Origin of the sequence: Robertmurraya sp. FSL W8-0741, from assembly GCF_038004005.1 — a bacterium.
Lineage (GTDB): Bacteria > Bacillota > Bacilli > Bacillales > Cytobacillaceae > Robertmurraya > Robertmurraya siralis.
In genome coordinates, this window is sequence record NZ_JBBOQG010000001.1 from 3,325,006 (window position 1) to 3,336,779 (window position 11,774).

General features: G+C 37.1%; 15 protein-coding genes. 2 read left to right on the forward strand and 13 right to left on the reverse strand.

What is annotated here, in order from left to right; translation table 11 throughout:
• Positions 1-80 precede the first annotated feature (80 nt).
• The 13 genes from NST02_RS16100 to NST02_RS16160 are packed head-to-tail and all read right to left on the reverse strand — an operon-like array spanning position 81 to position 9,526.
• Complete coding sequence (locus NST02_RS16100) at positions 81-1,505, reverse strand: ammonia-forming cytochrome c nitrite reductase subunit c552 (RefSeq protein WP_095313538.1); 1,425 nt, start codon at positions 1,503-1,505, stop codon at positions 81-83.
• Positions 1,498-2,022, reverse strand: a complete 525-nt coding sequence (locus NST02_RS16105; RefSeq protein ID WP_095313541.1) for a cytochrome c3 family protein — start codon at positions 2,020-2,022, stop codon at positions 1,498-1,500. Before NST02_RS16105 ends, NST02_RS16100 begins: the two co-directional genes overlap by 8 nt.
• A 44-nt stretch (positions 2,023-2,066) precedes the next feature.
• On the reverse strand, positions 2,067-2,573 hold the full coding sequence (locus NST02_RS16110; RefSeq protein WP_095313543.1) for a TlpA family protein disulfide reductase: 507 nt from the start codon (positions 2,571-2,573) through the stop codon (positions 2,067-2,069).
• Positions 2,574-2,601: 28 nt separating this feature from the next.
• On the reverse strand, positions 2,602-2,733 hold the full coding sequence (locus NST02_RS16115) for a CcmD family protein (RefSeq protein ID WP_095313545.1): 132 nt from the start codon (positions 2,731-2,733) through the stop codon (positions 2,602-2,604).
• Between the two features lie 27 nt (positions 2,734-2,760).
• Positions 2,761-3,468: a cytochrome c biogenesis protein gene (locus NST02_RS16120; protein WP_095313548.1), complete on the reverse strand. Its 708-nt coding sequence runs from the start codon at positions 3,466-3,468 to the stop codon at positions 2,761-2,763.
• Entirely contained in the window at positions 3,468-4,151 is a 684-nt protein-coding gene (locus tag NST02_RS16125; RefSeq protein ID WP_095313551.1) for a heme exporter protein CcmB, read from the reverse strand. The genes NST02_RS16120 and NST02_RS16125 overlap by 1 nt, the downstream gene beginning before the upstream one ends.
• Positions 4,148-4,873 (reverse strand): heme ABC exporter ATP-binding protein CcmA, encoded by a 726-nt coding sequence (gene ccmA / locus NST02_RS16130; protein ID WP_340949276.1) that lies wholly within the window; start codon positions 4,871-4,873, stop codon positions 4,148-4,150. The genes NST02_RS16125 and ccmA overlap by 4 nt, the downstream gene beginning before the upstream one ends.
• 45 nt (positions 4,874-4,918) lie before the next feature.
• On the reverse strand, positions 4,919-5,251 hold the full coding sequence (locus tag NST02_RS16135; protein WP_340949277.1) for a hypothetical protein: 333 nt from the start codon (positions 5,249-5,251) through the stop codon (positions 4,919-4,921).
• A complete protein-coding gene (locus tag NST02_RS16140) occupies positions 5,251-5,607 on the reverse strand; it encodes a hypothetical protein (RefSeq protein ID WP_095313558.1) in 357 nt (118 codons plus the stop codon). Before NST02_RS16140 ends, NST02_RS16135 begins: the two co-directional genes overlap by 1 nt.
• Before the next feature lie 12 nt (positions 5,608-5,619).
• The gene (locus NST02_RS16145; RefSeq protein WP_095313561.1) at positions 5,620-6,096 is read right to left on the reverse strand and encodes a cytochrome c-type biogenesis protein; all 477 of its coding nucleotides are present in this window, start codon (positions 6,094-6,096) and stop codon (positions 5,620-5,622) included.
• Between the two features lies 1 nt (position 6,097).
• A complete protein-coding gene (locus tag NST02_RS16150; RefSeq protein WP_095313563.1) occupies positions 6,098-8,083 on the reverse strand; it encodes a heme lyase CcmF/NrfE family subunit in 1,986 nt (661 codons plus the stop codon).
• Between the two features lie 21 nt (positions 8,084-8,104).
• Complete coding sequence (locus NST02_RS16155; RefSeq protein ID WP_095313565.1) at positions 8,105-8,551, reverse strand: cytochrome c maturation protein CcmE; 447 nt, start codon at positions 8,549-8,551, stop codon at positions 8,105-8,107.
• A 12-nt stretch (positions 8,552-8,563) separates the two neighbouring features.
• Complete coding sequence (locus NST02_RS16160) at positions 8,564-9,526, reverse strand: hypothetical protein (RefSeq protein ID WP_340949278.1); 963 nt, start codon at positions 9,524-9,526, stop codon at positions 8,564-8,566.
• A 574-nt stretch (positions 9,527-10,100) separates the two neighbouring features.
• On the opposite strand from NST02_RS16160, the gene NST02_RS16165 reads away from it, so the two are divergent.
• Together NST02_RS16165 and NST02_RS16170 are read left to right on the forward strand one after the other, a co-directional pair.
• The gene (locus tag NST02_RS16165) at positions 10,101-10,856 is read left to right on the forward strand and encodes a helix-turn-helix domain-containing protein (protein WP_340949279.1); all 756 of its coding nucleotides are present in this window, start codon (positions 10,101-10,103) and stop codon (positions 10,854-10,856) included.
• A 44-nt stretch (positions 10,857-10,900) separates the two neighbouring features.
• A complete protein-coding gene (locus NST02_RS16170; RefSeq protein WP_137742774.1) occupies positions 10,901-11,608 on the forward strand; it encodes a transglutaminase-like domain-containing protein in 708 nt (235 codons plus the stop codon).
• Positions 11,609-11,774 lie beyond the last annotated feature (166 nt).

Genomic DNA, 11,774 nt, shown 5'->3' on the forward strand with positions numbered 1-11,774 from the left:
ACAAGTTATCCCTGTCAAAATAAAGAAAAACACTGTACATACTACTAATTGCACAGTGTTTTTCTTTTTTTTAAGCTTTTTTATTTTTTGGGCTGTTGAGCCGGGAAGTAATCATTTGTCGCATGATCCTTCTTCTTAAAGTTATCCGGCTCACTCTTAACAGCCTCTTTTACTTTTTCTATCTCTTTATCTAATTCTTCAATACTTACACCTTTTTTCACTAATTCCTCTGTCGCTATTTTAATTGCTCTGAATGATTCCTCTGAGGAGATTTTCAGTGTATCCATTGCTCCTTGTGGATTATGGAAACCAGCAGCATTTTCGGCTGCAACATAATCCCAGTACCATTGTCCCTTACGGATATGGTTTTGAGCTTCTTTTATCTTCTCTTCACTTACTCCTGAAGTGATCATTTTGTTGACATAATAATGAGCATTAACAGATATATCCTCTGCTTCATGCAATGCTTTCATATGATTATCCTGAATTTCTTCTACACGATCGGCCAGTTCATCTAAATCGCGATTACTATGACAGGTTGCACAAGATTGTTCCATCGTCTTCAAAGGAGATGTCCACCAATGGGAAGTAATTTTCTTTTTACCGTCAGCACGTTCATATGGCATATGACAGTCCGAACAAGTAACATCCGCCTGTCCATGAGGACCAGTCATATGAGTTTCAAACTCAGGATGCTGAGCCTTTAAAATCGGTGTCCCTGATATGTTATGAATCCAATCCTGATTAAACCCGCGATCTTTTGCCACAGTCTCATAGTATTCATACATATCCTCTGCTTTAAATCCTTCAGACCAAGGGAAAGTAACCTCGCTATTTTCTGGAGCAAAATAATATTCAACATGACATTGACCGCAAACATAATTGCGCATTTCATTTTTTGTAGGATTAGACATGTCTACTCCTTGTGATTCCATCGCCTTAATAAAGCTTGGACGGGTAATGCGTAAATCCATTGTTTCTGGATCATGACAGTCAGAACAGCCAATTGGTGAGTGACCCATTGCTTCTGCTGCTGGCCAAATGTCATTATTGAAATTTCCACCCCAATAATCATCACCCATTTCTTCGATTAAATGTGGGACAGCAGTAGATTTACAGGTTAAACAAGAACCGACTGAAGCATCAGTAATACGCGCAATTTCTCTTACATCTTCATTAGCATAGATGTGACCGCGGTCTTCATTATATTCTGTGGCAAATCCATAACCATTAAATAAAATTGGTAGCAGTGGTTCCTTATCTTGATCATACTTACTTCTCTTTACAGAACCACTATATTTTGTATCTTCCATTTCTTCATTTTTCATGTAGCTATCATACTGAAGCGGAAACAGATCTTTAAACGCTTCATTGCTTATTTCATCTTTGCTCAAACCGGTTTTGGCATCAGCGGATGCCTCGGTATTATCTGAACTTGAACAGCCTGAAACAAGTAAAATGACAGCGACTAGGAGCAAATATGCCCAGTGAATTTTCCTAGCCATTATTCATTGTACCTCCTTTGTTCTCCAAAAGTTCTCCTGGTTTCGCTGGTTTAAAATAATCTTCTGTCTTGAAGTCGTTTCCATGCGGAAGACCATCATGACAACTAGTACAGCTATCTTTTGCATCATGGGAAACATTGTTTAACGTCTGCTGATGACAGTCTATACAGTTTTCATTTATGATCTCCTTCGAGTTTTCTGTTGTGTGCAGCACTTTAGGAATTTTATCTGCTCCTAATGTGTTGTAATAAACATGCCCTACACCTGACTTTGCCTTATTTGTCAATTTATTGACAACTGAGTCATGGGGCAAATGACAATCACTACAAGCCAATTCGGCATGAGTGGAATCAGCAAACGAATCATGTACTTGAGTCATAATGTGGCAGCTACTGCAAAATTCGGGTGAATCTGTGTATGCTAGCCCTTTTACTGTAACGACAGACAAAATGATTCCTACGAAAACCCCGATAAACAAGAGTATTTTTTTATCGATTGACAGGAACTTTTTTAACATTTTCTCACCTCCCTCCAAATTAAAGCTATATAGCTAAACAGTTATTAGAGTGAGGCTTTCTCTTCAATTAGTGTAATGAGATCAGTTTTTTTTGTCGGTCCGGTAAAGCGCTCGACAATAACCCCTTCTTTATTAATGATGATGGTGTCAGGCTGACCAATCACTCCATATTTCTTTGCAACCTCCTCTTTTGTATCGAGCAAGTAGAGCAGCTTTGAATTTGTTTCCGAAATATATTTCTCCATTCGTTTCTTTGACTCACCCTTTGCAATAATTAAAAGCTGTGCGTCTTTATATTCTTGGGCGAATGCTTCAAGCTCAGGAGCTTCATCAATACATGGCTGACACCAAGTGGCAAAAAAGTTTAACACCACGGTCTGCCCATTAAAATCAGAAAGCTTATATATATTTCCCTTCACGTCTTTAAGTTCGAAATCAATCGCTTCCTCACCTGGATTGGTCGTTGCTTTTCCTTCAAGACCACTAATGAGAAAAGCAACAATCCCAAATACTGCACAGATGATTAAAATTGGGACAATTTTTTTTGCCATCACTATCACCTACTTTTTGCTTTAAGCATTATTGTTCGCTGTTCCATTCCTCTAATTGCTTCATTTCTTTTTTTAAAGACATTTGTCTTTTCCCAAGCACAATAATATAGCCTGCAATAAGCGCCCAAGTAGCTGTATAAGCGATAAATAAATAATTCATCTTTACTCCCTCCTTATTATAAGAATTCTAGCTTGCTAATTTGTTAATTAATTTATTTTTAGATTTTTTAACGATGTGCCGCATTTTCTCAATTTCTGCCCCCTTACGCATAAGAAACACATAAAGAATGGTAATCGTAAAAACGGAAAATAATAGGGTAGCCAGCATTTCTGGTTCAATCCCCCCTCCAGATTGATTTTTCCCTTCACCAAAAACAACTGGATGAAGCTTAGAGTTCCACCAGCGAATTGCCATAAAAACAATCGGGACATTTAAACAGCCAATGATTCCAAACACAGATGAAAGCTTGGCGATTTTTTCCCATGAACCATCCATTTTTCTAATAAATAAATAGGCGACATAAATAAACAGTAAAATTAGGGTTGTCACAAGTCTCGGTTCCCAGCTCCACCATGTATTCCAGCTTGCTCTACCCCAAGTCATGCCAGATAATAATGTAATTGTTGTAAAAACAACTCCGATTTCAGCAGAAATACCTGCATAAATATAGCGATTCATATTTGGTTTTATCAATGTCCAAACGCTATAGAAACCGACAACAAAGAAGGCGAGAAAGGCTACCCATGCCGTTCCCACATGGATGTAAAATATTTTCTGTGTTTCGCCCATAATTTTCTCAACAGGGGACCAAATAAAAATCAAGTACAATAAGATAAAAACTGACGGGATAAGAATATATAACAATATTCGATCGAAAAGATTTTCCTGTCTCATTAAGATTCCTCCATAATATATTCAAATAGCAAAAAGCAAACAGCTAAAAACAGAAAATCATATGCTATCATTAACTTAAGCCATGAAATGGCATCCGTTATCTCAAGGCTCTCAAGAACAATTCTTGTAGCCTGGACTCCTGCGATCAATAATGGGCTGATTAACGGGAGGAGCAAAACAGGTAGCAGCATCTCACTATTTTTTGCATTAGCAGCAAGTGCCGCCAAAAAGGTGCCGACAATAATGAACCCAATAGTCCCACAAATTACGATACAGCAAAACCACAGATATGACCCGGTAAAGCGGTAACCAAATAAGAGAAATAAAACCGGAATGCTGATCAGTTGTACGGAGGTTACGAGCGAGAAATTTGCCAGCACTTTTCCTAAATAAATACTGGATGGATCAATCGGTGCTGTTCGCAAGCCTGTTAAACAATGATTCTCTAACTCTGAAACAAAGGAACGATTTAAACCGAGAATGCCTGCAAAAATTGTAATAACCCAGACAAGTCCCGGAATAATTGCCTTAACCGTATTACTGGTAGGATCAAAGGCAAAGCTAAAAATAATGATGACAAGTGCCGAAAAAACGAGCATCATTCCTATCGTTTGCTTTGACCTTAATTCCCCCTTTAAATCCTTTCCTGCTATCGTTAGGGCATCCAGTAAAATTGTTTTCATCCTTCCGTTACCACCTTTTCATACCATTCCTTCATCTCATAAAGGTTCGATTCTTCCCCGATCGTAAGAGTGTCGATAATCCTCCCGCTTTTTAAAACGGCGACACGATCGGCCAACTTATGAACTTGCTCAAAATCGTGTGAAATCAGAATAATCGATATTCCTGCAGCCTTTTTGCTTAGAATTATGCGATTGAGAAGAGCCACTGCCTCTTGATCTAGTCCAGTATGAGGTTCATCGAGCATTAAAATTTCCGGTTCAGAAAGGAGTACTCTAGCAATAGATAACCGTTGAATCATGCCTCTGGAAAAAGAGCGAATCGGTACATCTTTGAATAAATGAAGCCCTACCTCCTTAAGAAGCAAGGGAATTTTCTCTTCTAAATGATTAACCTTATATAATTTTCCATAAAACAGCAAATTTTCCACTGATGATAAAGAGCTATATAAATAGGATTCATGACCAAGAAAGCCAATTTTACGTTTTGCTATCAGCGATTTTTTCGTCAATTGCCGCCCAGCAAAAGAAATATCTCCACTACTTGGCTGTAGAAGGCCGACTACGCATTTGAAAAATGTACTTTTCCCCGCCCCGTTTGGTCCAATTACAGCTAGAACTTCTCCCTTATTTAATGTAAGGGTGATATTTTTTAAAACTAGTTTATCCGCAAGGACTTTGGTCAAATTTTTAATTTCAAGCATATCAGCCATCTCTTTCATCATGTAATTTTCTTCCACTTCATATGCGCTCAGGCTTTCTTTAAACGGCTACGTGAACTCTCGTAATTGCCCTTTTGTCAACCTTAATTGCCTTTCCAATTCCTTCTTCTTCCTAGCAGTTTCTTCCGAGCTTTCAGGTTGAAGCATCAGCAGTTCTTGTTCGAGCATTTGCTTTTTCTTGAGCAAATGCTGAAATTGAACCTCTTCCTGATCGATTGCTGCACCGCTCCTTTTCTTTCTCCTTAATAGAAAGAGAGCAACGATAACCGTGATGACAACAACGAGCATAAGATGGGGATCTACCTTATTTAATCCAGGAGTGCTGAGCCAAAAATGAATGAGCCAGCTCGGATGTAATGGAGGTGTATCCATTTTTTTCATCACCCTTCCTGTTTTCTAAGCTTGTGGAGCTCTGCTAATAATTCAAGCTCAAGATTGTCTGTATTTTTAGATTGTGAGCGCTTCGTTTTTTCAGCTCCCATTTGCTTCATCATTTTAGAGGCAAGCAGTTGGTACTCTTCCTTTAATTTCAAGTAATGCTCTTCGTTTACCTTTTTCATCAAATAATCCATTTCAAGTTCGTTAACAGCACGATAAATGGCTTCAAGCGTTAATTCATCATTGCTCTCGTCTCCTTTTTCTTCATCGCTTTCCTTAGTGAGAAAAAAAGGAGAGAGTATAAAATAAATACACGCTAGAATAATAAGCGAACTTATGATTAAAAAAACGTAAATCATGATTATCAGCTCCTAAAAATGCTTGCGGCGCTCTTCTTCAAAAATTTTCTCTGTGATCTCTTTGTCTTCTTCAGACTCCCAGGCTATTTCTGGCACAGATGAATCAACACTTACTTTTTTCTTTCCCCTCTTCAACCAATAAAAGAGAACAGCGATGCCAGTTAATACCCCCACTATTGGCATGCTCCAAGCAATTAATCCACTTTTATCTTTCGCAGGCTCCTTTAATGCTGATTGACCATATTCAGCTACATAAAACTCGATGATCTCTTCAGGGGTCATCCCTTCATCAAGCATTTCCTGCACTTCTTTGTAATACATTTGCTTTACCTTACAGGTTGCCAAATCATCATTGGAATGTCCTTGCATATCAAGCTGGTTTACTACTTCTTGGAATTCCTTTGCATTGTAATCAAAGTTCGCCCATACAGAGGTTGGAGAAGACAAAAAGAACAATAACAAGACAAACAGCAAGTACTTTCCTTTCACTTTAAACACCTGCCTTTTTATGTTGTATTCCCATTTTGTACACACGAGAAGTCGTTGTCTTACCCCCGATTAAGGCTATAGCCGTACCAAATACCATCAGCATGCCGCCAAACCAAATCCAGCTTACAAATGGGTTGACCTTGACTTGAAATGTCGCTTTATCTTTGCTTTCCCATGAGCTTAATACAACATAAAGATCTTCTTTCCAATTTGTTTTGATCGCTACTTCTGTTGCTGGTTCTGGCCAGGTTTCATAGAAGATCTTTTCCGCATTTATGGTCCCTACGCTTTTCCCTTTATAAGAAGTTTCCAGTGCTGCAACAACAATGCCATTTCCGTTCTTAGAGTGCTCCGTTAAACCGTTAAATGTTAATTGATAATCACCAATCTCCACTTTTTCACCAACACTTACCGTTTGCAGCGTGTCTTTTACATAGGCGTGCGATGAGATAACTCCAATTGCAATGACGGCAATGCCAATATGAACGATATAACCGCCATATCTCCTTTGATTCTTGACTAATAGCTTACACGTGGCCATTGCCACACTTTCTTTTGTGGCTTTTCTCCTCGCCCTGATCCCGTCATAAAACTCCTTGAGATGGGAAGCAAACATAAACACAGTTGAGGCAAGACCTACAATTGCAAAACTCCCTTTTATACCGATCGCAACTAAAATGATTGCTGAGATCACTCCGGCAATAAGAGGCCATAATGCGCTCTTAATAAATCTTTCAAAAGTTGCTTTTTGCCACGCAATGAGCGGACAAATTCCCATTAATACAATTAATCCAAGCAGTATCGGCGCCATAACCTTTTCAAAATATGGCGGTCCAACGTTTACTTTTGTTCCCGTCAGAGCCTCGGATATTAAAGGATACATTGACCCCCATAAAACAGCGAATGCTCCTCCAACTAGAATCAGATTATTTAATAAAAATGAACTTTCTTTTGAAAAATATGATTCAATTGGATTTGTTTCTTTTTTGATCAACTGGTACCTTGTTAAGACGACATAAAGTGATAATACAATCATAAAGACCATAAAAATAAGAAAATATGCGCCTAGATTTCCATCACCAAAGGCGTGGACGCTTGTCAAAACACCGCTTCGAACTAAAAAAGTTCCAAATAAAGTTAGTAAATAAGATATAATAACCAGGCTTATATTCCATGTTTTCAGCATTCCTTTTCTTTCTTGAATCATAACCGAATGTAAAAAAGCTGAAACTGTTAGCCATGGTAGGAAACTGGCATTTTCAACCGGGTCCCAGGCCCAGTAGCCTCCCCAGCCTAATTCTAAATAAGCCCACCAGCCGCCAATAATATTTCCTAACGTTAAAAATACCCAAGCAACAAGTGTCCACCTTCTTGTCAGTTTAATCCATTCCGCATCCATACGTTTTAAAATAAGAGCGGCAATGGCAAATGAAAATGGGACAGCGAGTCCAACATAACCAAGATATAATGTCACAGGATGCAGAATCATACCAGGATGCTGGAGCATCGGATTCAAGCCTTTTCCATCTGCAGGTATTGTTTCTGTCATTTCAAACGGATTGCCGCTAATGACAATGACAATAAAGAAAAAGAGAATATTAAGAAGCATAATAATAGAAACATACGGCATCATCGGATTTCTTTTTTCCTTTGAGAAAACAAGAAATCCTGTATATAGACAAAGTAGAAACAGCCACAGTAATAGAGAACCGGCGTTTCCAGCCCAAAAGGCAGTTAGCTTGTAAACTAACGGAAGGTTTTCGCTTGTATACGCAGCTACATATTTGTATTGAAATTGACTTGTTCCTAAGTTGTACAACAAAAGAAACGTCGCTATGCTTGAAAGAAGAACAAGTGATAAAACTCCTCCACGTGCGCTGTTAATCATTTTATTATTTTTATTTTTCAATCCCCAAACGTATAGAATAATTGAATAGAATGCGATCCCAATTCCTAAATAGAGGCTTAAATTCCCAATAATATACATGCTGCTCACCGCCTGTCTGACTTAATCTTTTTGCTCCCCTAAAATCTGTTTATGTGTCTCGACATCATAATTTTCCATATCTTCGCCTTCATATTTAGAAGGACATTTCGTTTGCACCTTTTCCGCTTCAAAGACGCCATTTTTATCGAGCATTCCCTCAACGATTACGATGATATCGTCTGAAAAATTGTCCGGTTTAATTCCCTTATGAAAAACGGGTAGTGACACATTATTTTCATCATAAATTTCGAACTGAAGCTCAATTTTATCAGCATCCCATTTAATAGACTCCTTATTTAATAGACCTTGTGTCATTAAATATTCGCCAACATATTCAGCTTTATTTTGTTCTAATTCAGAAATCGATATTTCCTTACTTCCTGCACTGGGCATTGATGAGAACATCATGATCGCAATGGCAACTGCCGCAAGCATTAAGCCCGTAATGATTTTTTTGTTTTTAGTCATTCCTTCAGCCTCCTATATTTTTTTCATTAATTCGTTGTATTCTTCCTCTGTAATAGTGCCTTCAAGCAGCATTTCACGAAGCTTGGCTTTCTTTGCATGATTTTCCTCTTTATTTTTAGGTTGCTTTAATTTTGTCTTAGTTTTTGCACTGTATTTTTTTAGAAAATAAACAAGCAAAATAGCAGACATAACCGTAATGACGCTAATGACAGTAATAATCAACCATGTCGGAATCTTCTCCTCGTTATTTCGCACAGAGGCTTGTTGCATTCCAGCACTTCCTGCCATTTCTTCCATAATTTTCGTTGTTGTTCGGTCATCTGCTCGTTCATATTCCAATTTTATTGATTTTTCGTCTCCTTTTTTCATCCCTTGAACTTGGTACAGAAACATGTTCATGTTATAGCTATTTTTTTGGTGCGTTTCTGCTTCAGGTTCAAGCTTAAAGCTTTCGGTCCTTAGCGGTTCCACAAAAATTAAGTTCATTAAACCAATATCGGCAAAGCTTTCGAAATGAAAGTCCAATGTCTTTTTATCTCCATCAACGATAGAGTCTGTATAATATTCAATCACAAAGCGATACAATTCCTGCGGTTGAATTTCTTCACTTGTCTCCCATGAGATAAAGCCTTCTTTTTCATCCAATTCATACTCAATTTCATACATATCCCGCATATCGGCTGAGTAATCTGCAACAAAACCTATTTTAAAATTCTTCTCCTTTGTTGGAAGAGGAATCTGAATTTTTCCCTTCTGTGCTTTGTCTGTATTATTTAATAACGAACCATGATAGCCAACAAGCAAAGGCGGTCGCTTTCCTTCCTTATCTTTTGGATGATAGGAATACTCAGGCAAGATCTGGACAGTAAGTTCTTCCATTTTCAGTGAATCTTTTGTTTCTTCTGCAGTTGCACTTCCCGTTACCATCAAACTTAAACAAAAAACAAACGTCCATAAGAACGATAATCTTTTCAATGTGTGTACACCCTTTCTTCCTTTATGAACACAATAGTGACATTTTTGTGAACTTATTCACATTAATGCTAATGAATAACTAATTCCTCTCCATCATTCAATCATTTATATCAATTCCTCTTCTGTGATCTATCGCACAAAATATGATCATCCTATTACCAAATTGTGAACAAATAAAGATCACTTAAATCAAATCAAGCCTTATGTTTCCTATCGTTGACAGGTTTTGCAAATACAAAAGGCGCCACTCTCTCGCTGTGTCGAAAGAGTGACGCCTTCTTGAATCAACAGGATGATTAAATTTTGATAACGACTTTATTGGTATCATTAACTCAAACTTTACTGCGGACTAAAAAAATACAAAGTAAAAATGCGGATAATAACCTAGTAAAAAATATATTTTATTAAGCCAAAATGGCAAAATAAAAGCTGGCGTGTATTAATATATAAAGTAAGTGGCGATATTAGTATCCTTTGATTCCAATGTTGAATGGTGGCTTAGATAGTAAAAGCTTAAGATACGGATTATTATGTTCCAAGTTTCGGATATATGTACAAAAAAGAGGGTGATATAATGAACTATATTATGAAATACGGTAAAAATTTTATTGGTATATCCAATAATATAGAAGCTGAGTGTCATAAACACTGGTTATTGCAAATGTTCTTATCCAGCCAAAAGGAATTAACTATTGAAGTTAATGGACAACCTATCCCGTGCAGCTCCATTATTATTAACATGGATACCCCCCATAAATTTAACACCCAAGGAGAACCTCATTTCACCATGCTGATTGATCCTACAACAAAGCTTGGGCAAGTAATGAGAGAGCTGCTAAACAATCGCCCCTTCTTTGTTATTCCATACGAAAAAAATAGGATTATGCAAGAAAATTTCAGAAATATGCTAGAACAGAAAAAGGATGAAGCTATTCAATTCTTTATTCAGAGTGTTATCTTTCCATTTTCTTATAATAATCTTAAAGCATTTGATGATCGAGTGATACAAGTATTGAATCTTTTTGATGACTTTACGCCCGAAGATGAAATCCTTCAAATCAAGTATCTTTCTAAGAGAATCGGACTTTCTGAAAGCCGTTTGGCACATTTATTCAAAGCAGAAGCAGGTATTCCATTAAAAAGCTTTATTGTTTTGCGCAAACTTCAGAGAGCATATGAGTTAATTTTTAATGGGGAAAATATTACCACAGCGGCTCTCAATGCTGGCTTTAATACTCCCTCACATCTTGCACATACTAATAAATTGATGACTGGAATGTCTGCAAAAAATATTTTAAGAAATAGCGAGTTTTTGAAAGTTTTCCAATGAGTACTTTGATAATGTGTAATCAAGCAAATAAGGAGGGTTACACAATGAATAAGTATTTGCAAGAAACTAAAATGTTGAATTTTAAACATAACTCAATCCAAAGATTAATAATGGAAAAGAGCTGGGGAAATTATGATGATTTCCAAAAAATTTTACAAATTTATAATTTTGTACGTGACGATATCGTATTTGGATATAATACAGACGATACGATTTCCGCCTCCAGAGTCTTAAATGATGGTTATGGACAATGTAATACAAAAGGTACATTATTTATGGCTCTTCTAAGAGCAGTTGGAATACCTTGCAGATTTCATGGTTTTACCATTGACAAGGAATTACAAAAAGGAGCAATGACAGGAGTCATTTACAGGCTTGCTCCACAAAGTATTGTTCACAGTTGGGTTGAAGTACTGTATAAAGATCAGTGGTATAACATGGAGGGTTTCATTTTAGACAATCAGTATTTGAAAAAGCTCCAAGAAAAATTTTCCGATTGCCAAACTAGCTTTTGTGGATATGGCGCCGCTACCGATAACTTTCAAAATCCTCAAGTAGAATGGAATGTCAATGATACCTATATTCAAAAAGAAGGGATCAACCATGATTTCGGAGTGTTCAATTCACCGGATGAATTCTTTGAGAAATATCAACAGCAACTGACACCACTTAAAAAATGGATTTATCAGAACATTGCACGTAAACTTATGAACCGTAATATAGAAAAAATTCGTAATGAATCCAAAAAATAACCTATATATCTTACGAACAAAGATTAATAGATTAAACCACTTTTACGCTTCTATTTTATGTCGGTTTAAGCAGCCGTCATCTCCTTTCTAAGCGGACTTGCTTTAAACTGATTGAAAACGTTTGTCACATCACCACAATGAAGCCTTGAAAGGAGAGAGGAACCAT

Coding starts and splice junctions, on each gene's coding strand:
- NST02_RS16100 (WP_095313538.1), bottom strand. CDS start 1,505: ATGGCTAGGAAAATTCACTGGGCATATTTGCTCCTAGTCGCTGTCATT.
- NST02_RS16120 (WP_095313548.1), bottom strand. CDS start 3,468: ATGAGACAGGAAAATCTTTTCGATCGAATATTGTTATATATTCTTATC.
- NST02_RS16150 (WP_095313563.1), bottom strand. CDS start 8,083: ATGTATATTATTGGGAATTTAAGCCTCTATTTAGGAATTGGGATCGCA.
- NST02_RS16105 (WP_095313541.1), bottom strand. CDS start 2,022: ATGTTAAAAAAGTTCCTGTCAATCGATAAAAAAATACTCTTGTTTATC.
- NST02_RS16170 (WP_137742774.1), top strand. CDS start 10,901: ATGAATAAGTATTTGCAAGAAACTAAAATGTTGAATTTTAAACATAAC.
- NST02_RS16155 (WP_095313565.1), bottom strand. CDS start 8,551: ATGACTAAAAACAAAAAAATCATTACGGGCTTAATGCTTGCGGCAGTT.
- NST02_RS16115 (WP_095313545.1), bottom strand. CDS start 2,733: ATGAATTATTTATTTATCGCTTATACAGCTACTTGGGCGCTTATTGCA.
- NST02_RS16165 (WP_340949279.1), top strand. CDS start 10,101: ATGAACTATATTATGAAATACGGTAAAAATTTTATTGGTATATCCAAT.
- NST02_RS16125 (WP_095313551.1), bottom strand. CDS start 4,151: ATGAAAACAATTTTACTGGATGCCCTAACGATAGCAGGAAAGGATTTA.
- NST02_RS16140 (WP_095313558.1), bottom strand. CDS start 5,607: ATGATTTACGTTTTTTTAATCATAAGTTCGCTTATTATTCTAGCGTGT.
- NST02_RS16135 (WP_340949277.1), bottom strand. CDS start 5,251: ATGAAAAAAATGGATACACCTCCATTACATCCGAGCTGGCTCATTCAT.
- NST02_RS16110 (WP_095313543.1), bottom strand. CDS start 2,573: ATGGCAAAAAAAATTGTCCCAATTTTAATCATCTGTGCAGTATTTGGG.
- ccmA (WP_340949276.1), bottom strand. CDS start 4,873: ATGATGAAAGAGATGGCTGATATGCTTGAAATTAAAAATTTGACCAAA.